We start from the raw sequence: 18,950 nt of genomic DNA, 5'->3' as shown, positions 1-18,950 counted from the left end.
GCATGACTACCACCTTTCCGGACATCTCCATCAACACGGACCGGTTGGTGCTGCGCGCGCTCGAGGAGGCGGACGCCCCCGCCCTCGCCGAGATGATGAACGACGAACTCGTCGGCGCCTGGACCGCGGTGCCCCAGCCCTTCACCGAGGCGGCCGCCCGCCGCTGGATCAGCGAGTACGCGCCCGCCGAACGCGCCGCGGGCCGCGGCATCGACCTCGCCGTCACCGAGTTCCTCACCCAGCGCCTGGTCGGCATCATCCAGCTGGGCAAGACCGACTGGCGGGTCCGCTCCACCGAACTCTCCTACATCGTCGCCCCCTGGGCCCGCGGTGAGGGTTACGCCTCCGAAGCCTCGCTCGCCACCGCCCAGTGGCTCTTCGGCGACCAGAAGTTCGAGCGCCTCGAACTGCGCACCGCCGCCGACAACACCGCCTCCCAGCAGGTCGCCCAGAAGATCGGCTGCATCAGCGAAGGCGTGCTCCGCAACGCCTGCATAGCCCGCACCCGCACCGAGGACGGCAGCTGGACCGAGCTGCGCACCGACTTCATCGTCTGGGGCCTCCTCCCCGAGGACCTCGACGGCGTCGCCGACCAGATGGCCGAGGCCGGATACTCCTCGTACACCGACTGGAGCTGAGCCCCGAGGCCCCACCCGGGGTACGCTCGGCACGCCCCCGACCTGCGACGACACCAGGAGACGACGAATGGCCGACCGGGTCACGGTGATCGGCTGGGACGGCTCGCCCCTCACCGCGGCGGCCCGGTCCGCGCTCTCCGCCGCCACCCTGGTGGCGGGCGCCGCCCACCATCTGGCGCTGCCCGAGGTCCCGCCCGCCGCCGAACGCATCCGCCTCGGCAGCGTCGACCTCGCCGCCCGCCGCATCGCCGGCCACCGCGGGACCGCCGTCGTCCTCGCCGACGGCGACCCCGGCTTCTTCGGCGTCGTCCGCACCCTGCGCGCCCCCGAACACGGGCTCGAGGTCGAGGTCGTCCCCGCCGTGTCCTCGGTCGCCGCCGCGTTCGCCCGCGCGGGCATGCCCTGGGAGGACGCCCGGATCGTCGTCGCCCACCAGCGCACCCTGCGCCGCGCCGTCAACGTCTGCCGCGCCCACCCCAAGGTCGCCGTCCTCACCTCGCCCGGCGCCGGACCCGCCGAACTCGCCCTGCTCCTCGACGGCGTCCACCGCACCTTCGTCGTCTGCGAGGAGCTCGGCACCGACCGCGAACAGGTATCCGTCCTCACCTCGGACAAGGCCGCCGACCACAACTGGCGCGACCCGAACGTCGTCCTCGTCATCGGCGGCACCGCGGGCGGAACCCCCGCCGCCCCCTGGCTGATGGGCCAGGACCCGGCGGCGCCCCCGGTCCGGGGCTGGGGCCTGCCCACGGAGGAGTACGACCCCGCCCCGCGCGACACCCGGACCCGCGCGGGCGAGGACCCGTCCCTGCGCGCCGCCCAGCTCGCCCGCCTCGGGCCCCGCACCGGCGACCTCGTCTGGGACGTCGGCTGCGCGGGCGGCGCCTTCTCCGTCGAGGCCGCCCGCTTCGGCGCCGCCGTCATCGCCGTGGACCTCGACCCGACCGCCTGCGGCCGCACCGAGCAGGCCGCCCGCCGCCACGGCGTACCCCTCCAGACCGTGCGCGGCCGGGCCCCGCACGTCCTGGAGAACCTGCCCGAGCCCGATGTCGTCCGTATCGCGGCCGGCGGGGTCGCCGTCGTCACCGCCTGCACCGACCGTCGGCCGGAACGCATCGTCGCGCACGCCTCCACCCGGGACGAGGCCGAGGCGATCGGCGCCGCACTCGCCGACGGCGGCTACACCGTCGAGAGCCTGCTCCTCCAGACGGTCGGACTCGATCCGCACGACTGGTCGGAACGCGAGCGTTCGGTCGTCTTCCTGCTCTCCGGCCGCAGGACCGACACCGCCCACGCCTAGTCCCGGCCCCTCCCGGGCCTGGTCCCGGCATCTCTCATGCCTGGTCCCGGCACCCCTCACGCCTGGTCCCGGCACCCCCCACCCGTGACCGTGCCGCCCGTCGGGGCAGGTAGGCTGGCCGATTGTTGTACCGCATCCGGATGTTCGGCGCTTCGTTCGTCAATGTCCTGAATGGGTGGCCGCATTGCGCCGCTGACGTGGTACGCGACAAGGGGGGACCGCGCGACGTGGCGCAGTCCACAGCGCACCGTGGCAAATCTCCCTGCCACGAGGGCCCGGGGCCGCGACAATGTGTGGGTGTCCGCGTGTCCTTCGTGCCGCGCGGCGCGCGCGCTCGTTCTTGTCGACGGGCGCAGGTCTGAAGGAGCACAAGCGATGGGCGAGGGGTACGCATGACGGACACCGGCCAGGTCCCGGGCGAGGGGCTGCCGGAGAACGCAGGCATGGTCGAGCAGCCGGGCATCCCCGCACCGGGCGCGTACACCTTCCTGGACCCCTCCGAGCACACCACCGAGGACGACGACCTTCTGCTGATGCCGGGCGCCCAGGGCGCCTGGAGCGAGCACCCGCCGGGCGTCGCGCCCGCGCCCCCGGTCGCCGTGCCGCCGCCGGTGGCCCCCGCGGTCCCGCACCAGTCGGCCCCCCACCAGGGCGTGCCGGCCGTGCACCCGGCGGCCCCCGAGGCGCCCGCCGCGGTCGGTGACCCGCTCACCGACCCGCTGCCGGACCCGCTCACGGCCCCGCTGGACTCCGTCGCCCTTGCCGACGTCCTCACGGCCCCGCAGCACCAGACCCCGCCGCCGGGCGTGCCGATGGGCACCCCGGCACACGGTGTCCCGCTCGTCGGCACCCCGGCCCACGGTGTCCCCGTGGACCAGCTCACCGGCACCCCCGCGCACGGCGTCCCGGTGGACCAGCCGACGGGCACGCCCGCCCACGGCGTCCCGGTGGACCAGCTCACCGGCACCCCCGCGCACGGCGTCCCGGTGGCCCCGCAGGAGCAGGCACCCACCCACCACGGCTACGAGCCCGGCATCCTCGACACCGGCGCGCACGAGGCCGCCGGCCGCGACTCCGGCTCCGTCGACCTGAGCGGAGTCCGGGTGCCCCCGCCGGCTCCGGCCCCGCAGGCGCCCCGCCGCCCGCTGCACATGGGCCCGCCCATGCCCGAGGCCGGCGGCGTCGTGCTCTCGCTGGCCGACCGCGGCCCCGCCGCCGCGCCGGCCCCGCAGCCCGCGCCGGTCCCCGCACCCGAGCCGCTCGTGGCGACCGGCCCCGTGCCGATGCCCGTACGGAACCCGGGTCCGCCGACCGGCGGCCCCGAGTACTTCGAGATCGCGCAGGACCAGCAGCTCGCGCCGCAGGGCGCCGAGCCGTGGGCCGCGCAGCCGCAGGAGCCCGAGGCCCCGCAGACCGCGGACCTCCCCGCAGAAACGGTCGTCCCGCAGAGCGGCCAGTTCGTCCAGGTCGAGGGCAACGTCCCGACGACCCCCCACCTGGCCCCGGTTCCGGCGCCGGAGCCGACCCCCGTGCCGGAAGAGCCGTCCGAGCCCGTGGCCCCGGTCGCCGTCGAGGAGGCCGCACCGGAGGCCCCGGCGGAGACGCCCGAGGTCCAGGTCACCGTCCCCGCCCCGCGCGAGGGCGAGCCGACGGCCGAGGCCGCCGGACCCGCGCCGACCGAGGAGCCCGTGGCCGTACCCGAGGCCGAGCAGGCACCGGAGGCCGCGCAGGCCCCCGAGGCCGAGCCGCAGCCCGAGGAGCAGCCCGAGCCCGTCGCGGAGCTCGTCGCGGAACCCCCCGCCGGGGTCCCGGCCGAGCCGGTCGCCGTGGCGCAGGAGCAGCCCGCGGAGGAGCAGGTCCCCGAGGAGGCCCCCGTCGAGGCGGTCGCCGAGGAGATCCCCTTCGTCCCGGAAGAGGCCCCCGAGGCCCTGCCCGAGCCGGCCCCCCAGCCCGAGGCCGAGACCGAGCCCGAGGCCGACGAGGCGCCCACCGCCGACGCCCCGCAGGCCGAGGAGCAGGGCGAGGAGCAGGCCGAGGAGCCGGTCGCCCCCGAGGAGGCGGTCGCCCCCGAGGCGCCCGCGGAGGCCGAAGAGCCCGCCCCCGAGGCACAGCCGGAGACGGCCCCCGTCACGGAGGAGACGACCCCTGTCGCGGAGGACACGGCCCCCGTCGCGGAGGACGTGGAGGAGGCCGAGTCGCCCCCTGCCCCCGGCTACGACGACGCCGAGCGCGAGGCCGTCCTCCGTGTGATGCGCGAGCGCCGCGACATCCGCAAGGGCTTCCGCTCCGACCCCATCCCGCACGAGGTGCTGCTGCGCGTCCTGGAGGCCGCTCACACGGCGCCCAGCGTCGGCCACTCGCAGCCCTGGGACTTCGTCGTCATCCGCTCCGCCGAGACCCGGCAGACGATGCACGAGCTGGCCCAGCGGCAGCGCGAGGCCTACGCCAAGTCGCTGCCGAAGGCCCGGGCCAAGCAGTTCAAGGAACTGAAGATCGAGGCCATCCTCGACACCCCGGTCAACATCGTCGTGACGGCCGACCCGACGCGCGGCGGCCGCCACACCCTGGGCCGCTACACGCAGCCGCAGATGGCCCCGTACTCCTCGGCGCTCGCCGTCGAGAACCTCTGGCTCGCCGCCCGCGCCGAGGGCCTCGGCGTCGGCTGGGTCAGCTTCTTCGACGAGCGCGAGATGGTCCGCGCCCTGGGCCTCCCCGAGCACCTCGAAGTGGTCGCGTACCTCTGCGTGGGTTACGTCGACGAGTTCCCCGAGGAGCCCGAGCTGATGCAGGCGGGCTGGTCCAAGCGCCGCCCGCTGGCCTGGGTCGTCCACGAGGAGACGTACGGCCGCCGTGCCCTGCCCGGCGAGGAGCCGCACGACCTCCTGCAGGAGACCATCGCGAACATCCGCCCGCTGGACGCGAAGGCGCTCGGCGAGGCCTGGGAGCGCCAGAAGCGGATGACCAAGCCGGCCGGCGCGCTCGGCATGCTGGAGATCATCGCCGCGCAGCTCTCGGGACTCTCCCGGGTGTGCCCGCCGCCGATCCCGGAGCCCGCGGCCGTCGCGATCTTCGCGGGCGACCACGGCGTCCACGCCCAGGGCGTGACGCCCTGGCCGCAGGAGGTCACCGGCCAGATGGTGGCCAACTTCCTCGGCGGGGGAGCGGTCTGCAACGCCTTCGCCAACCAGGTGGGCGCGGAGGTCTGCGTCATCGACGTGGGTGTGGCCTCCGAACTCCCGGCCACCCCCGGTCTCCTGCCCCGCAAGGTCCGCCCCGGCACCGCCGACTTCACCACGGGTCTCGCGATGACCCGCGACGAGGTACTGGCGGCGATCGAGGTGGGCATCGAAACGGCGAGGGACCTGGTCGCCGCCGGCAACAAGGCCCTGCTCACGGGCGAGATGGGCATCGCGAACACCACCGCGTCCGCCGCCCTGATCTCGGTCTACACGGGCGTCGACCCGACGGAGGTCACGGGCCGCGGCACGGGCATCAACGACGAGACGCACGCCCGCAAGGTGGACGTCGTCCGTCGTGCCCTGGACCTGCACAAGCCGGACCCGGCGGACCCGATCGGCGTCCTGTCGGCGGTCGGCGGCCTGGAGCACGCGGCCCTCGTCGGCCTGATCCTGGGCGCGGCCTCCCTGCGTACCCCGGTGATCCTCGACGGCGTGTCCACCGGCGCGGCGGCCCTGGTGGCCCGCGCGATCGCGCCGGAGTCGCTCGCGGCGTGCATCGCCGGACACCGCAGTGCCGAGCCGGGCCACGTGGCCGCACTGAACAAGCTGGGCCTGCGTCCCCTGGTCGACCTGGACCTCCGTCTCGGCGAGGGCACGGGCGCCCTGCTCGCCCTCCCGCTGGTGCAGAGCGCGGCCCGCGCGATGCACGAGGTGGCCACGTTCGACTCGGCGGGCGTCACCGAGAAGTAGCATCCCTGCGCGTCCCCCACCCACGACGGGAGGGGGGACGCGCAGAGGCCGTGTTCGGGACGTGAAGCGTGATTGCGGCGCGTAGGAAGAAGGCCGCACGACGCGACGGTCGGTACGCGCCGTGCATCACGCGGTCCCGAACGAAGCCCTGAAACGTCCCCACGCAGGGGGCTGCAAGGGAAGGCCGGCAGCCCTCAAGGCTCACGAGGCAGACCCGGCCCGGCCCCGGGAGATCCGTCACAGCGTGACGTGGCCCCGCCACCGATATCGTGTTCACCAGGCGCCCCGCCGCCCCACCAGCCGCTTCACCGCAGCAGCGGCCAGCACCCGCCCTCCGAGGAGCCGCTCACCCATGGCCGAGCACGCCGAGCACGTCGAGCACACCGCCCCGCCGACGACGCACCCCGCCTACCCCGTGGGCCTGCGCCTGGCCGGCCGCCGCGTAGTCGTCCTCGGCGGCGGCCAGGTCGCCCAGCGCCGACTGCCCGCCCTGATCGCCGCGGGCGCCGACATCACGCTGATCTCCCCCTCCGCGACCCCCTCGGTCGAGGCGATGGCCGAGGCCGGCGAGATCACCTGGACCAGGCGGCGGTACGAGGACGGCGACCTCGCCGACGCCTGGTACGCCCTGGTCGCCACGACCGACCCGGCCTCGAACGCCGCCGCCTCCGCGGAGGCCGAGCGCACCAGGACCTGGTGCGTGCGCTCCGACGACGCCGAGGCGGCCACGGCCTGGACCCCGGCGACGGGGCGCAGCGAGGGCGTCACCGTCGCGGTGCTCACCGGCCACGACCCCCGCCGCTCCGCCGCCGTGCGCGACGCGATCGTCGAGGGCCTGCGGGACGGTTCGATCGCGGCCCCGCAGCACCGCGCGCGGACCCCCTTCGTGGCGCTGGTCGGCGGCGGCCCCGGCGACCCGGACCTGATCACGGTGCGCGGCCGCCGGCTGCTCGCCGAGGCGGACGTGGTCATCGCCGACCGTCTGGGCCCGCGCGACCTGCTGGACGAACTGCCCCCGCACGTCGAGGTGATCGACGCGGCGAAGATCCCGTACGGCCGGTTCATGGCCCAGGAGGCCATCAACAACGCGCTGATCGAGCACGCGAAGGCGGGCAGGTCCGTCGTACGGCTGAAGGGCGGCGACCCGTTCGTCTTCGGCCGGGGCATGGAGGAGGCGCAGGCGCTCGCCGTCGAGGGCATCGCCTGCACGGTGGTGCCGGGCATCTCCAGCTCGATCTCGGTCCCGGGCGCGGCGGGCATCCCGGTGACGCACCGGGGTGTGGCGCACGAGTTCACGGTGGTGAGCGGGCACGTGGCCCCGGAGGACCCGCGTTCGCTGGTCGACTGGGCGTCGCTCGCGAAGCTCACGGGCACGCTGGTGATCCTGATGGGCGTGGACAAGATCGGGAAGATCGCCGAGGCGCTCATCGCCCACGGCAAGGCCCCGGAGACGCCGCTCGCCCTGGTCCAGGAGGGCACGACGGCCGCTCAGCGCCGGGTGGACGCGACGCTGGCGACGGTGGCGGAGACGGTACGGACGCAGGAGGTCCGCCCGCCGGCGGTCATCGTGATCGGCGAGGTCGTGACGGAGGGCCCGGACCGCCTGGTCGAGTAGGACCGCTCAGGAGCGGGCGAAGCACAGCCGCACACACATTGGCACCACACCCCGGACAAGGCAGTATCACCTCGTGGCCGAACTCATCACGATCGACGACCCCGACGACCCGCGCCTGCGCGACTACACCGGTCTCACCGATGTCGAACTCCGCCGCAGAAGGGAACCGGCCGAGGGCCTGTTCATCGCGGAGGGCGAGAAGGTCATCCGCCGGGCGCGGCAGGCGGGGTACGAGATGCGGTCGATGCTGCTCTCCGCCAAGTGGGTCGATGCGATGCGGGACGTCATCGACGAGGTCCCCGCGCCGGTGTACGCGATCCAGCCGGACCTCGCGGAGCGCGTCACCGGCTACCACGTGCACCGGGGCGCCCTCGCCTCGATGCAGCGCAAGCCGCTCCCGGACGCCGCCGAGCTGCTCGGAGGCGCCCGCCGGGTGGTCGTGATGGAGTCGGTGAACGACCACACCAACATCGGCGCGATCTTCCGCAGCGCCGCGGCGCTCGGCATGGACGCGGTGCTGCTGTCGCCGGACTGCGCGGATCCGCTGTACCGGCGCTCGGTGAAGGTGTCGATGGGTGCGGTGTTCTCGGTGCCGTACGCCCGGCTGGACACATGGCCGCGGGGCCTGGAGGCGGTACGGGAGGCGGGCTTCAAGCTCCTGGCCCTGACGCCGGCCGAGAAGGCGATGTCGATCGACGAGGCCGCCCCGCACCGCATGGAGCGGGTGGCGCTGATGCTGGGCGCGGAGGGCGACGGCCTGTCCACGCAGGCGCTGCGGGCCGCGGACGAGTGGGTCCGCATCCCGATGGCCCACGGCGTCGACTCGCTGAACGTGGGCGCGGCGGCGGCGGTGGCCTTCTACGCGGTGGCGACGGGCCGCCCGGAGTCCTGAGAGCGCCCCGAAACCCGGCCCCGGACCTCAGCCGCCGTCAGACCCGCGGGTCCCCCTGGGGGGATCTACCCCTGAAGGGCCTGGGCGGCGGCGATGCCCAGGGCCACCACCAGCGTCACCACCACGAAGACGAAGAGCCGCTGCCTCAGCAGCCGCGGGTTGGCGGGCCGTCGGCCCGTGGACGTTGACCGCGCACCCGGCCGGGTCGCCGGTCGGCCGCCGGTCCGGGGCCCGGCGGAGGGCCGGGACGACGGACCGGGCCCACGCCCGCCGCGTTCCCGCTCCGCACCACGCTCGGTGCCACGGTCCACGCCGCGCTCCGTACCCCGGTCGCCGCCCCGCTCCCCGCCCCGCTCGGCACCGCGCTCCGGCCCACGACCGGGCACGTCGCGCTCGGTGTAGCGCTCGGTCGGCCGTACGGTGTTGCGCTCCTCGGCGCGTTCCCGCTGCACGGGCGGCCGTGAGGCCGGCAGCCCCTGCGCCTCGCGCGCCGCGATCTCCTTGAGCCGCATCGACAGCTGAAGGGTGCTGGGACGGTCCTCGGGGTCCTTGGCGAGGCAGGCCCGGATGAGCGGCGCGAGCGCGTCCGGCACACCGTGCAGCTGCGGCTCCTCGTGCACGACCCGGTAGAGCATGACCTCGGAACTGCCGTGCCCGAAGGGCGAGTCGGACATCGCCGCGTACGCCAGCGTGGCACCGAGCGAGAACACGTCGGTGGCGGGGGTGACGGCCGCGCCGCGGACCTGCTCGGGGGCGAGGAAGCCGGGGGAGCCGACGGCCGTACCGACATGGGTGAGGGTGCTGGCCCCGGTGGCCCAGGCGATGCCGAAGTCGATGATCCGGGGGCCCTTGGGGGAGAGCAGGATGTTCGAGGGCTTGAGGTCCCGGTGCACGACCCCGGCCTCGTGGACGGCGACGAGCCCCTCCGAGAGCGCGGCCCCGATCGAGGCCACGTCGGCGGCGCGCAGCGAGCCCTCCTCGGCGACCCGGTCGTGCAGCGAGGGACCGGGCACGTACTGGGTGGCGAACCAGGGACGCTCGGCCTCCAGATCGGCGGCGACGAGCCGGGCCGTGCAGCCGCCGCGGATGCGCCGGGCGGCCGACACCTCCCGGGCGAACCGTGACCGGAACTCCTGGTCCTCGGCGAGGTCGGGCCGGATGACCTTGAGCGCCACCCGCTGGCCGCGCCGGTCGGAACCCAGGTACACGACGCCCATCCCGCCGGCCCCCAGCCTGCGGTGGAGCCGGAACGACCCGACGATCCGCGGATCCTCGCGCCGGAGCCGCATCATCGCCATGTCCGTCCCCTCGTCCGTTCGACGTGGCACAGCTTACGTAGTGGCGCCCGCACGCGCTCATAGGCCGCGCCCTCGCACCTGGATCGATTGTCAGTGCTGAGGGGTAAGCGGGGAGCAGGCGCGCATCCGATGGCCATCCCAACCACCCGCCTCATCAACCCAGTTGACGATCCGTCCAAGACGGCCCCCGGGTGCTCCGAGAGGGTCTTCCGGCACCCTCCGACCAGGGCGTTCGCGCGAGGCCCCGGGAAGTGAGCGAAGTCACGCCCCGATCGCCCCGCCGCCGGCCCGCACGGAACCCCTCAGGGAAGACCCCGGGTTCCGCGTCCCCGTCTCCACCCAGGGGAGTACGCCGTACGACCGGGCGTCATCCTCCGGGAGGCCGGCAAGTCGGTACGCGGGCATGACGTGCGGGCGCTCCCGGCTCCCTAATGTTGAGGTCAAGCGGCGGGTGCAGCACTCGTCCCCCGAGGTCAAGCACCCGCCGCGCCAGACACGACAGGAGAGGAACCATGGCTTTCACGGCATCGCGGACGGGCACCCAGCCTTCGAGCCGGCGTCACCCGCTGGTCGCCACCGCCATGGTCCTCCCTCTCGCGGCCCTGCTCGTGGTCGTCTTCGGCGGCTGGGAGGCAGTGGTCACACAGGCGTCGTCCGTGGGCGTGATGCTGGGGCGCTGATCAGCGCCCCGGACCCGGGAGAGCGGCCCGGGTCGGGACATCCGGCCATCAACCCCGTGGGGACGGGGGTGCGGCGGACGGCAGCGTGAGGCCGGTCAGCTGGGGAGCTGACCGGCCTTCGCGCGTTCCCGCCCCGTACGCCTCGCGCGTTCCCGCCCCGTACGCTCGCCCCGTGGACTTCCCCGACCGGCCCCTCCTCGACGGCCTCGCCGCGTACGCGCACGCCGCCGCCCACCGCCCCGGCACGCCCTGTCGCTGTGCGGGCGATCTCGTCGGGGTGCTGGCGGACCGGGACGACGGGACGGTCGTACGGCACGGGCGACTGGTCGCGAAGGCGCACGCCCCCGGCACCGACCCCGAGGCGCACCGGGCACGCATCGCGCTCGCCGCCCACCCGGACTTCCGCGAGGTCTTCCTCCCGCCGATACCGCCGACGCCGCCGCTCCCGCCGACACCGTCCCTCCCCCCGGCATCGCCGCTCCCGACGTCCGCGCCCGGCGAACTCGACGGCCGACCGGTCAGCGTGTGGCCGTACGGCTCGCCCGTCGACCCGGCGGATCCCGACGCCGCCCCCTGGGAGGAGGCCGCGACGCTCCTCGCCCGGCTCCACCGCACCCCGCCTCCCGCGGAGGCGGCCGCCCGGCTTCCCGGGATGAGGGCTCCTGCCAAGGCGGCCCTCGCCGTGGACCGGATGCGCCGGACGGCACCGGACCACCCGGCCGCCGCGACCGTCCGGGCCGCCTGGCGGACGATTCCGGACCACGTCGCACCGGACGGCCCCCGCCTCCTCTGCCACGGGGACTTCCACCTGGGCCAACTGGTCCGCGTCCCGGGGCCCGTGGAGGGCCCCGGCACGGCGGCCCCGTCCCACGCCCCCTGGCGGCTCATCGACATGGACGACGCCGGTCTCGGCGACCCCGCGTGGGATCTGGCCCGCCCCGCCGCCTGGTTCGCGGCCGGCATCCTGCCCCCGGAGATCTGGTCCCGATTCCTCGGCGCGTACCAGGCGGCGGGCGGCCCGGCCGTGGGCGCGGATCCATGGGCCCGACTCGACGTGCCCGCCAGGGCCCTGACGGTCCAGACGGCGGCGCTGGCCGTCGCCAAGTCGACGGCCGAGGGCCGGCCGCTCGACGAGGTCGAGGGCGTGATGATCGACACCTGCGCCCGTATCGCCGGCTCCCGAACCGACTCCGCCCCTTCGGCGTCCACGTAAGGTGAAGGACCATTCGAACGGCGAAGTCAGGGAGTTGAGCCGAGCATGCAGTGTCCCAAGTGTCATGCGGCCATGCACACGTACAACCGCAACGGCGTCCAGATCGAGCAGTGCAGCGGCTGCCGCGGGATATTCCTGGACTACGGCGAGCTGGAGTCCCTGACCCGCCTGGAGTCCCAGTGGGTGCAGCAGGCTCCGCCCGCCCCGCCGGCCCCGCAGGCCTACCCGGCCGCGCAGCCTGCCGCTCCCGCCTGGGGCGCCCCGCACCACGGCGGCCACCACGGCGGCGGTCACTACCGTCAGCGCGGCTTCGGCCGGATGCTCTTCTCCTCCTGACCGGGGTGTGCACCGGGACTCCCGGTGCACGACGAGCCTCCCCAGGCACGAAGAAGCCCCCGGCCGCGAGATGCGGCCGGGGGCTTCTTTCCTGGTGCGCGATACTGGGATTGAACCAGTGACCTCTTCCGTGTCAGGGAAGCGCTCTCCCGCTGAGCTAATCGCGCGGGTGGTGCACACGGTGTACCCGGAGGTACTGCGTACTGCGTGCGCGATACTGGGATTGAACCAGTGACCTCTTCCGTGTCAGGGAAGCGCTCTCCCGCTGAGCTAATCGCGCGGGACGGTCCGTACGGACCGGATCTTCGGTTGTTCTGCGTGCGCGATACTGGGATTGAACCAGTGACCTCTTCCGTGTCAGGGAAGCGCTCTCCCGCTGAGCTAATCGCGCTTGGAGGTGGAGACGGGATTTGAACCCGTGTAGACGGCTTTGCAGGCCGTTGCCTCGCCTCTCGGCCACTCCACCAGGAGTGAATACAGGGGTTCGGGAAGATCCCCCACATCGAGCGGACGACGAGATTCGAACTCGCGACCCTCACCTTGGCAAGGTGATGCTCTACCAACTGAGCCACGTCCGCTTGTCGTTTCCGTTTCGCTTGCGCGTCCCGGCGACGTGTTGAACTCTAGCGGATTCCTGGGCCAGCACAAAAACGCGTTTCCGCAGCGTGCTGACCTGCGCGCCGATCCGGTTGCCCGGCAGGGCGTCCCGGAGGGTTCGTGCTGCGTTCACTCGCCGTGTTCCCGAGGTGGCGGGGAGCCCCCGTCACCGGTGCCCCGGTGTCCCTCCTCCGGCGGACCTAGACTCGATGCGTGTACGACCTTGCTCCGCTGGCCCGCTTCGGCGGCCTCCTCGCGACCGACCTCCGGGACGTCACCCACGACCCCGAAGCCCTGGACTCCGCCGGCTTCTGGGCCGTCTGCGCGGACTTCGAAGGGCGTCTGACCTGTGCCCGCTTCGGTGACGTACGGCCCGACCCCGTCCCCGCGCCCGTCCCCGGCGGCTGGCGCGGCCCCGCGGCCGGTGACTGGACGTCCTCCCTCGACCGCGCCGCGTACATCGCGGGCGTCCGCCGCGTGCGCGAGCACATCGCGCGCGGCGAGGTCTACCAGGCGAACCTCTGCCGGGTGATGACCGCGCCCCTGCCGTACCCGGCCGCCGCCGACGTCGACGCCCTCACCGCGCTCCTCGCCCGGGGCAACCCCGCCCCCTACGCCGGAACGATCCGGCTGCCCGCGCACGGCGTGGAGATCGCCACCGCCTCCCCCGAGCTCTACCTCCGCCAGGAAGGGGCCCTGATCACCTCGGGTCCCATCAAGGGGACCGGCCGCACCGCCGCCGACCTCCTCCCCAAGGACCACGCGGAGAACGTGATGATCGTCGACCTGGTCCGCAACGACCTGGGACGTGTCAGCGAGACCGGCTCCGTCGCCGTCCCCGCCCTCTGCGCGGTCGAGGAACACCCCGGCCTCGTCCACCTCGTCTCCACCGTCACCGGTCTGCTGCGCGAGGACGCCGGCTGGCCCGCGCTGCTCGACGCCACCTTCCCGCCCGGCTCCGTGACCGGCGCGCCCAAGTCCAGCGCGCTGCGGATCATCGAGGCCCTGGAGACCGCCCCCCGCGGCCCGTACTGCGGAGGCATCGGCTGGGTCGACGCCGACGCGGGCACCGCGGAGCTGGCCGTCGGGATAAGGACTTTCTGGATCGACCGCCCCGAGGGCGTGCTCCGCTTCGGCACCGGCGCCGGGATCACCTGGGGCTCCGACCCGGAGCGCGAGTGGGAGGAGACCGAGCTGAAGGCGTCCCGGCTGGTCGCGATAGCGTCGGGCGCCTACGAGTCAGGCGCCCTTGAGGCGAGCGGAAAGGCCACTTCTCGATGAAAATCTGGGTCAACGGCGGGCTGCACGACCCGGAGACCGCCCTGGTCTCCGTCCTGGACCACGGACTGACCGTCGGCGACGGCATCTTCGAGACGGTCAAGGCGGTGCGCGGCGAGACCTTCGCCCTCACCCTCCACCTGGAGCGCCTCACCCGCTCCGCCCGCGGCCTCGGCCTGCCCGACCCGGACCTCGACGAGGTCCGCCGCGCCTGCGCCGCCGTCCTCGAGGCGAACCCGATGGAGCTCGGCCGGCTCCGCATCACGTACACGGCCGGTCTGTCGCCGCTCGGCTCGGAGCGCGGTGACGCGGGCGCCGGCCTGGTCGTCGGCCTGGGGGAGACCGCTCGTCGCGCCGACTCCACCGCGGTGATCACCGTGCCCTGGACGCGCAACGAGCGCGGCGCCCTCACCGGGCTCAAGACCACCTCGTACGCCGAGAACGTGGTCGCCCTCGCCCGGGCGCGCGAGCAGGGCGCCTCCGAGGCGCTCTTCGCCAACACGGTCGGGCAGCTCTGCGAGGGCACCGGCTCCAACGTCTTCGTCGTCGTCGACGGCCGGATCCTGACCCCGCCCGTCTCCTCCGGCTGCCTCGCGGGCATCACCCGCGCCCTCACCGTCGAGTGGACCGGTGCGCAGGAGACCGATCTGCCGCTCGACGTCCTGGACGGCGCCGACGAGATCTTCCTGACCTCCACGCTCCGCGACGTCCAGGCCGTGCACCGGGTGGACGGACGCGAGCTGTCGCCGGCGCCCGGCCCGGTCACCGCCAAGGCCATGCGGATCTTCGACGAGCACGCCGCGCGGGACCGGGATCCGCGCCTCGCGTAGCCGCCTCGCGTAAAACCTGATGACGGACGGTCCCCGGGTGGGTAGAACACGACTGATGACCACCACCCTGCGGCCGGCCGAGCCGCTTCAGCAGACGCCCGACGGCGGCCGTTCCCGCACCTACGACGTGTGTGTGAACAGCCGCCGCGTCGGTTCCGTCCACCTCTCCACCGACCCGGGCTTCGGTGCCGCCTCCGGCGTGATCAGCAGCCTCGGGGTCCGCGAGCCGGATCGGGGGCGGGGCCGCGGCACGGTCGCGGCGCTGGCCTCGGAGGAGGTGCTGCGGGGCTGGGGCTGTGTCGAGGTCCAGATCTCCGTGCCCGCCGACGCCGGACCCGCGCTGCGGATGGCCCGCTCGCTCGGCTACACCGAGCGCAGCAGGAACATGGTCAAGGAACTGTCCGCCGAGCCGCCGGCCCTGCCGGAGGGCGTCGAGGTGCGGCCGATGACGGAGGCCGAGTTCGTGACGTGGGAGGCACGGGCCAAGGAGGGCTTCGCGCAGAGCTGGATCGACCGCGGTGTGCCCGAGGAGCAGGCCCGCGCCAAGGCCGAGAACAGCCACGCGAAGTACCTCCCGGAGGGCCTCGCCACCCCCGATGTCGCGATCCACGTGGTCGTCCGGGACGGCCGGCCCGCCGGCTTCCTGTGGACCGGCCGCATCGAGCTGGAGCCGGGTCGCCGGGCGGCCTTCGTGTACGACATCGAGGTCGAGGAGGCGTACCGCGGGCACGGCTACGGCCGGGCGTTGATGCTGCTCGCCGAGCGGGTCGCGAGGGAGGCCGGGGAGACCCTGCTCGGACTGCACGTCTTCGCGGGCAACACCCCGGCGATCCGGCTGTACGAGTCGCTGGGCTACCGCACGACCTACGTCAACAGCGCGAAGGAGCTGCTGTAGGCGAGGGCGGGAGGGCGCGGTCCTTGCTCGGGCCCTCAGCCCTTCAGGAGGCGGTCGGTGATCTCCTCGATCCGCTCGCGCAGGCCGTCCTGGCTCTGACCGCCGTCCAGCCGCTCGCCGTCGACGACATAGGTCGGTGTGCCGGTGACCTTGATCGCCTTGCCCTCGGCCTCGTCCGCGTCGACGGTCAGGAGGTGCCGGCCGTCGATCAGCGCCGTGTCGAACTCCTCGGCGTCCAGGCCGAGTTCGGTGGCGACCTCCATGAGCACCGGCTCGCCCCGCTCGCCCAGCTCCGCGGTCCTGGCGAGCAGGGCCTCCGCGTACGGCCAGCCCTTGCCCTGCTCGAAGGCCTCCTCGGCGGCCTGCGCGGCGGCGTACGCGTGCTTGTGCTTCGCGAGCGGGAAGTGCCGCAGCTGTACGTCGATCCGGTCGCCGTACTTCTCGCGGAGCGCGCGGACGTCGTCGAGGGCCTGGAAGCAGTCGGGGCACTGGAGGTCGAACCACGCCTCGAGGACGACGGGGGAGGCGGGTGCGGTGGTGGAGTCACTCATGACAGCAGTCTCCCTCACCAGGGAGGAGCGGGTGTCTCCCGACCGGGACCTGGGGAGGAGATCAGGGTGGGGTGACCCGGAGATCTCCCTGAGACCGGGCCCGGGACATGGCCGCGGAGGGCCTCGCCGGTGCAGGATGGAAGGGACGTATCACCCGGACCTGGAGGACCGCATGCTCGCCGAGACCATTTGCTCCGCGGTGTCCGCGGCGGGCCTGGGCATCGCCGCGATCACGGCGTACCGGAAGCGATTCCTGTCCGCGGCCCGGATCGCGGCCTACTCCCTGGTGCCGCTCGGTCTGGTGATGACGGGCGCCGTCGAATGGCTCGTGGACACGGCGTTCAGCCCGGTCGCCTGGGCCGGCTTCGGTGTCCTGGGTGCCGCCTGGCTGCTCTTCATGTCCACCCGGGCCGTGGAGCGGCGCCGGGGCGGCCGCAAGGAGACCACCGGCGGGGCGGAGCCGAGCGCCGTGGCCCCGGCCGCGTCGTCGCCCTCGCGGGCCGTGACGGCGAAGCCCCGGACCGGCACGCCGGCCGGAGAGGACTTCAGCGACATCGAGGCGATTCTGAAGAAGCACGGAATCTGACCGCTTCTGGCCGTTCCCGTTCCCGTGATCGTCCGGTGATCCACGGGAAGGGGTGAACAGCCTTTGCGGTGGGGCGTGTTGCGGGATTTCCGGGGCCCCGCGTGCGCGATCATCCCCCCGAGATGCTGGATACCTCGCGGGAGACCGTCCCCGCCGCCCCCGATGCCCCTGCCGAAGAGCCGCGCGGCTGTCTGTTCGCGCTCTCCCAGCCCCCGCTGATGATCTTTCTCGGGGTGATCGGCTGTCTGCTGCTCATGGCCGCCGTGCACGATCTCTTCGTCCTGTGACGACCCCGACCCCGATTCCGACCCCGATTCCGACCCGGGCCCCGGCCGAGGGGCCGGCCGGGGCCTCAGCCCGCGGCCTCCTTGCGGCGCGCCCGGTACGCGGCCACGTGCAGTCGGTTGCCGCAGGTGCGGCTGTCGCAGTAGCGGCGCGAGCGGTTGCGTGAGAGGTCGACGAAGGCCCGGCCGCAGTCCGGCGCCTCGCAGCGCCGCAGCCGCTCCTGCTCGCCCGCCACCACGATGAACGCCAGCGCCATGCCGCAGTCGGCCGCGAGGTGGTCGGCCACCGAGGCGCCGGGCGCGAAGTAGTGCACGTGCCAGTCGTAGCCGTCGTGGTCGGTGAGCTGGGGCGTGGTCCCCGCACCCGCCACCAGCTGGTTGATCAGGGGGGCCGCGATCCGCGCCTCGGGGGCCGAGAAGACGGCCGCGAAGTTCTCGCGCACCTGCCGGACGGCCCGCAGATCGGCCGGACCGAGGTCGCGCACGTCGCTGATCTTGTGGGCGCGCACGAAGGTCCGCAGCCCCTGGATGTCCGCGAGCTCGTCGGCCCGGTCGCCCTGCGGCGCGGTGTTCATCAGATCGACGACTGTGTCGAGGGCGATCCGGGTGTCGTGGGGGATCAGCACGATTCGCTCCCTGGCCGGCCGCGGGCGGGCGCCCGCGGAATGGCGCTGACTTTAGCGCGACCGGGAAAAGGACAACGGCGCCCTCCACCGCGCCGGCTGCGCGGTGGGGAGCGCCGGTGTCGTGCCTATGTGGCTGCTCGCGCGACGCCGTCGCCCCGAGTCGGACGGCGCCGTGCGGCTCTCGGCCTGGCTCAGCTGTCGGCCAGGATGTGGGAGAGCTCCGTATCGAGATCGAAGTGCCGGTGCTCGGTGCCCGGTGGCACGGCGGCGTCGGTCCTCTTCAGGAACGACTCCAGGGCCCTCGCAGGGGCCTCGAGCAGGGCTTCTCCCTCGGGGGAGCTCAACGCGATGCAGACGACTCCCTGACCGTGACTCCGGGACGGCCAGACGCGGACGTCGCCCGTGCCGGTGGGCCGGTGCAGCCCCTCGGCGAGAAGGTCGCGGGCGAAGACCCACTCGACCGTCTCCTCGGCTCCGGTGTGGAAGGTGGCGTGCACGGCATAGGGATCGGCCGTGTCATACCGCAGGCCCGCGGGTACAGGCAGTGAGGACTCGCTCGACACAACGAGGCGCAGGTGCAGCTCGCAGCTGACCGTGGTGTTCATAAGCGCCAGGGCCTTTCGCTCAGTGTGCGCTCGGGGATTCGCACGTCGGCGAAATCGACATGCCACCTGCGGTGCCGTTGTAAACCCCTCTGTCGGTTTTGTGATCGTTCAGGTAGCTCGTTCGGGGGTGTGTGACCTGCGGTAATACCTCCATTCCGGTGAGGGCTCCGCGTCCGGTAAGTTGGAGACCATGAATGCGGAGAGTGACGAGCGCACCGGGGAGTCCGCAGACGGCCAGGAAGCCGAACTGGGATCCCGCGCACCGGAGTTCATCAAGTCCCGACGAGGCCTCCATCTGAGCTGGCAGGTCGGCGTCTTCATCGTGGGACTCGCCGTGGTCGGCGCCGGAGTGGTCATGCTGCCGCTCCCGGGCCCCGGCTGGCTGGTCATCTTCGGCGGCATGGCGATCTGGGCGACCGAGTTCGTCTGGGCGCAGCTGGTGCTCCGCTGGACCAAGCGCAAGGTGACGGAGGCCGCACAGCGCGCACTCGACCCCAAGGTCCGCCGCAGGAACATCATCCTCACCACCGTCGGCCTGGTGATCATCGCCGCCCTGCTCGGCGTCTACCTGTGGAAGTTCGGCTTCGTCATGCCGTGGAAGATCGACGAGTGACCTCGGGATGGTGCGGGAGCCCCGCTGACATGCGGTAATGTTTGCGGTGCACCGGGGCGATTAGCTCAGTGGGAGAGCACTTCGTTCACACCGAAGGGGTCACTGGTTCGAACCCAGTATCGCCCACCACCCGGTCCGAAGGCCCGAGACGGAAGATCGTCTCGGGCCTTCGGTGTACCTCCTC

18 protein-coding genes and 6 tRNA genes are annotated in these 18,950 nt (G+C 73.5%); 15 read left to right on the top strand and 9 right to left on the bottom strand.

Annotated elements, in window-relative coordinates; translation table 11 throughout:
• Positions 1-2 precede the first annotated feature (2 nt).
• The 5 genes from ACZ4XX_RS20525 to ACZ4XX_RS20505 all read left to right on the top strand — a co-directional run bounded on the left by ACZ4XX_RS20525 (position 3) and on the right by ACZ4XX_RS20505 (position 8,374).
• Entirely contained in the window at positions 3-638 is a 636-nt protein-coding gene (locus ACZ4XX_RS20525) for a GNAT family N-acetyltransferase (RefSeq protein WP_468509277.1), read from the top strand.
• 67 nt (positions 639-705) lie between these two features.
• On the top strand, positions 706-1,938 hold the full coding sequence (gene cbiE, locus ACZ4XX_RS20520) for a precorrin-6y C5,15-methyltransferase (decarboxylating) subunit CbiE (RefSeq protein ID WP_468509276.1): 1,233 nt from the start codon (positions 706-708) through the stop codon (positions 1,936-1,938).
• A 392-nt stretch (positions 1,939-2,330) separates the two neighbouring features.
• A complete protein-coding gene (gene cobT / locus ACZ4XX_RS20515) occupies positions 2,331-5,867 on the top strand; it encodes a nicotinate-nucleotide--dimethylbenzimidazole phosphoribosyltransferase (RefSeq protein ID WP_468509275.1) in 3,537 nt (1,178 codons plus the stop codon).
• A gap of 352 nt (positions 5,868-6,219) precedes the next feature.
• Positions 6,220-7,482 (top strand): uroporphyrinogen-III C-methyltransferase, encoded by a 1,263-nt coding sequence (gene cobA / locus ACZ4XX_RS20510; protein WP_468509274.1) that lies wholly within the window; start codon positions 6,220-6,222, stop codon positions 7,480-7,482.
• Positions 7,483-7,555: 73 nt separating this feature from the next.
• The gene (locus ACZ4XX_RS20505; RefSeq protein ID WP_468509273.1) at positions 7,556-8,374 is read left to right on the top strand and encodes a TrmH family RNA methyltransferase; all 819 of its coding nucleotides are present in this window, start codon (positions 7,556-7,558) and stop codon (positions 8,372-8,374) included.
• Positions 8,375-8,439: 65 nt separating this feature from the next.
• Here the strand turns inward: ACZ4XX_RS20505 and ACZ4XX_RS20500 are convergent, their stop codons facing one another.
• Complete coding sequence (locus ACZ4XX_RS20500) at positions 8,440-9,672, bottom strand: serine/threonine-protein kinase (protein WP_468509272.1); 1,233 nt, start codon at positions 9,670-9,672, stop codon at positions 8,440-8,442.
• 512 nt (positions 9,673-10,184) lie between these two features.
• Between ACZ4XX_RS20500 and ACZ4XX_RS20495 the strand changes: the two genes are divergently transcribed.
• The 3 genes from ACZ4XX_RS20495 (at position 10,185) to ACZ4XX_RS20485 (ending at position 11,901) form a co-directional block, all read left to right on the top strand.
• Positions 10,185-10,352 carry a hypothetical protein gene (locus tag ACZ4XX_RS20495; RefSeq protein WP_468509271.1) on the top strand — a complete coding sequence of 56 codons (168 nt, stop codon included), beginning with the start codon at positions 10,185-10,187 and terminating at the stop codon, positions 10,350-10,352.
• Positions 10,353-10,524: 172 nt separating this feature from the next.
• Positions 10,525-11,565 carry an aminoglycoside phosphotransferase family protein gene (locus ACZ4XX_RS20490; RefSeq protein ID WP_468509270.1) on the top strand — a complete coding sequence of 347 codons (1,041 nt, stop codon included), beginning with the start codon at positions 10,525-10,527 and terminating at the stop codon, positions 11,563-11,565.
• 45 nt (positions 11,566-11,610) lie between these two features.
• Positions 11,611-11,901, top strand: coding sequence for a TFIIB-type zinc ribbon-containing protein (locus ACZ4XX_RS20485; protein WP_187622671.1), 291 nt, complete (start codon positions 11,611-11,613; stop codon positions 11,899-11,901).
• A 92-nt stretch (positions 11,902-11,993) separates the two neighbouring features.
• Here ACZ4XX_RS20485 and ACZ4XX_RS20480 read toward each other — a convergent pair.
• The 5 genes from ACZ4XX_RS20480 to ACZ4XX_RS20460 form a co-directional block, all read right to left on the bottom strand.
• A tRNA-Val gene (locus ACZ4XX_RS20480) sits at positions 11,994-12,068 on the bottom strand.
• A 41-nt stretch (positions 12,069-12,109) separates the two neighbouring features.
• Positions 12,110-12,181: transfer RNA gene (locus tag ACZ4XX_RS20475), tRNA-Val, on the bottom strand.
• 39 nt (positions 12,182-12,220) lie between these two features.
• Positions 12,221-12,292 (bottom strand) — tRNA-Val (locus ACZ4XX_RS20470).
• Position 12,293: 1 nt separating this feature from the next.
• Positions 12,294-12,367: transfer RNA gene (locus ACZ4XX_RS20465), tRNA-Cys, on the bottom strand.
• A 39-nt stretch (positions 12,368-12,406) separates the two neighbouring features.
• Positions 12,407-12,479 (bottom strand) — tRNA-Gly (locus ACZ4XX_RS20460).
• A 232-nt stretch (positions 12,480-12,711) separates the two neighbouring features.
• Here ACZ4XX_RS20460 and ACZ4XX_RS20455 point away from each other — a divergent pair.
• Genes ACZ4XX_RS20455 through ACZ4XX_RS20445 form a run of 3 tightly spaced genes read left to right on the top strand, consistent with a single transcriptional unit; the run spans position 12,712 to position 15,501 of the window.
• Entirely contained in the window at positions 12,712-13,779 is a 1,068-nt protein-coding gene (locus ACZ4XX_RS20455) for a chorismate-binding protein (protein WP_468509269.1), read from the top strand.
• Positions 13,776-14,606, top strand: coding sequence for an aminotransferase class IV (locus tag ACZ4XX_RS20450; RefSeq protein WP_468509268.1), 831 nt, complete (start codon positions 13,776-13,778; stop codon positions 14,604-14,606). The genes ACZ4XX_RS20455 and ACZ4XX_RS20450 overlap by 4 nt, the downstream gene beginning before the upstream one ends.
• 55 nt (positions 14,607-14,661) lie before the next feature.
• Positions 14,662-15,501 (top strand): GNAT family N-acetyltransferase, encoded by an 840-nt coding sequence (locus ACZ4XX_RS20445; RefSeq protein ID WP_468509267.1) that lies wholly within the window; start codon positions 14,662-14,664, stop codon positions 15,499-15,501.
• Positions 15,502-15,536: 35 nt separating this feature from the next.
• Here the strand turns inward: ACZ4XX_RS20445 and ACZ4XX_RS20440 are convergent, their stop codons facing one another.
• A complete protein-coding gene (locus ACZ4XX_RS20440) occupies positions 15,537-16,052 on the bottom strand; it encodes a DsbA family protein (protein ID WP_468509266.1) in 516 nt (171 codons plus the stop codon).
• A 136-nt stretch (positions 16,053-16,188) separates the two neighbouring features.
• Between ACZ4XX_RS20440 and ACZ4XX_RS20435 the strand changes: the two genes are divergently transcribed.
• Positions 16,189-16,638, top strand: a complete 450-nt coding sequence (locus tag ACZ4XX_RS20435; protein ID WP_468509265.1) for a hypothetical protein — start codon at positions 16,189-16,191, stop codon at positions 16,636-16,638.
• A 122-nt stretch (positions 16,639-16,760) separates the two neighbouring features.
• Positions 16,761-16,925, top strand: a complete 165-nt coding sequence (locus tag ACZ4XX_RS20430) for a hypothetical protein (RefSeq protein WP_167346850.1) — start codon at positions 16,761-16,763, stop codon at positions 16,923-16,925.
• Between the two features lie 65 nt (positions 16,926-16,990).
• Here the strand turns inward: ACZ4XX_RS20430 and ACZ4XX_RS20425 are convergent, their stop codons facing one another.
• Together ACZ4XX_RS20425 and ACZ4XX_RS20420 are read right to left on the bottom strand one after the other, a co-directional pair.
• The gene (locus ACZ4XX_RS20425; RefSeq protein ID WP_468509264.1) at positions 16,991-17,548 is read right to left on the bottom strand and encodes a CGNR zinc finger domain-containing protein; all 558 of its coding nucleotides are present in this window, start codon (positions 17,546-17,548) and stop codon (positions 16,991-16,993) included.
• A gap of 191 nt (positions 17,549-17,739) precedes the next feature.
• Positions 17,740-18,153 (bottom strand): SsgA family sporulation/cell division regulator, encoded by a 414-nt coding sequence (locus ACZ4XX_RS20420; RefSeq protein ID WP_015032345.1) that lies wholly within the window; start codon positions 18,151-18,153, stop codon positions 17,740-17,742.
• Between the two features lie 190 nt (positions 18,154-18,343).
• On the opposite strand from ACZ4XX_RS20420, the gene ACZ4XX_RS20415 reads away from it, so the two are divergent.
• On the top strand, positions 18,344-18,766 hold the full coding sequence (locus tag ACZ4XX_RS20415) for a TIGR02611 family protein (protein WP_073914771.1): 423 nt from the start codon (positions 18,344-18,346) through the stop codon (positions 18,764-18,766).
• Positions 18,767-18,820: 54 nt separating this feature from the next.
• Positions 18,821-18,895, top strand: a tRNA-Val gene (locus tag ACZ4XX_RS20410).
• Positions 18,896-18,950 lie beyond the last annotated feature (55 nt).

The sequence above is a fragment of the Streptomyces sp. NPDC029956 genome, assembly GCF_055574655.1.
The sequence above is the reverse complement of the archived record's forward strand: the minus strand, read 5'-3'. Positions and strand labels throughout refer to the sequence as shown.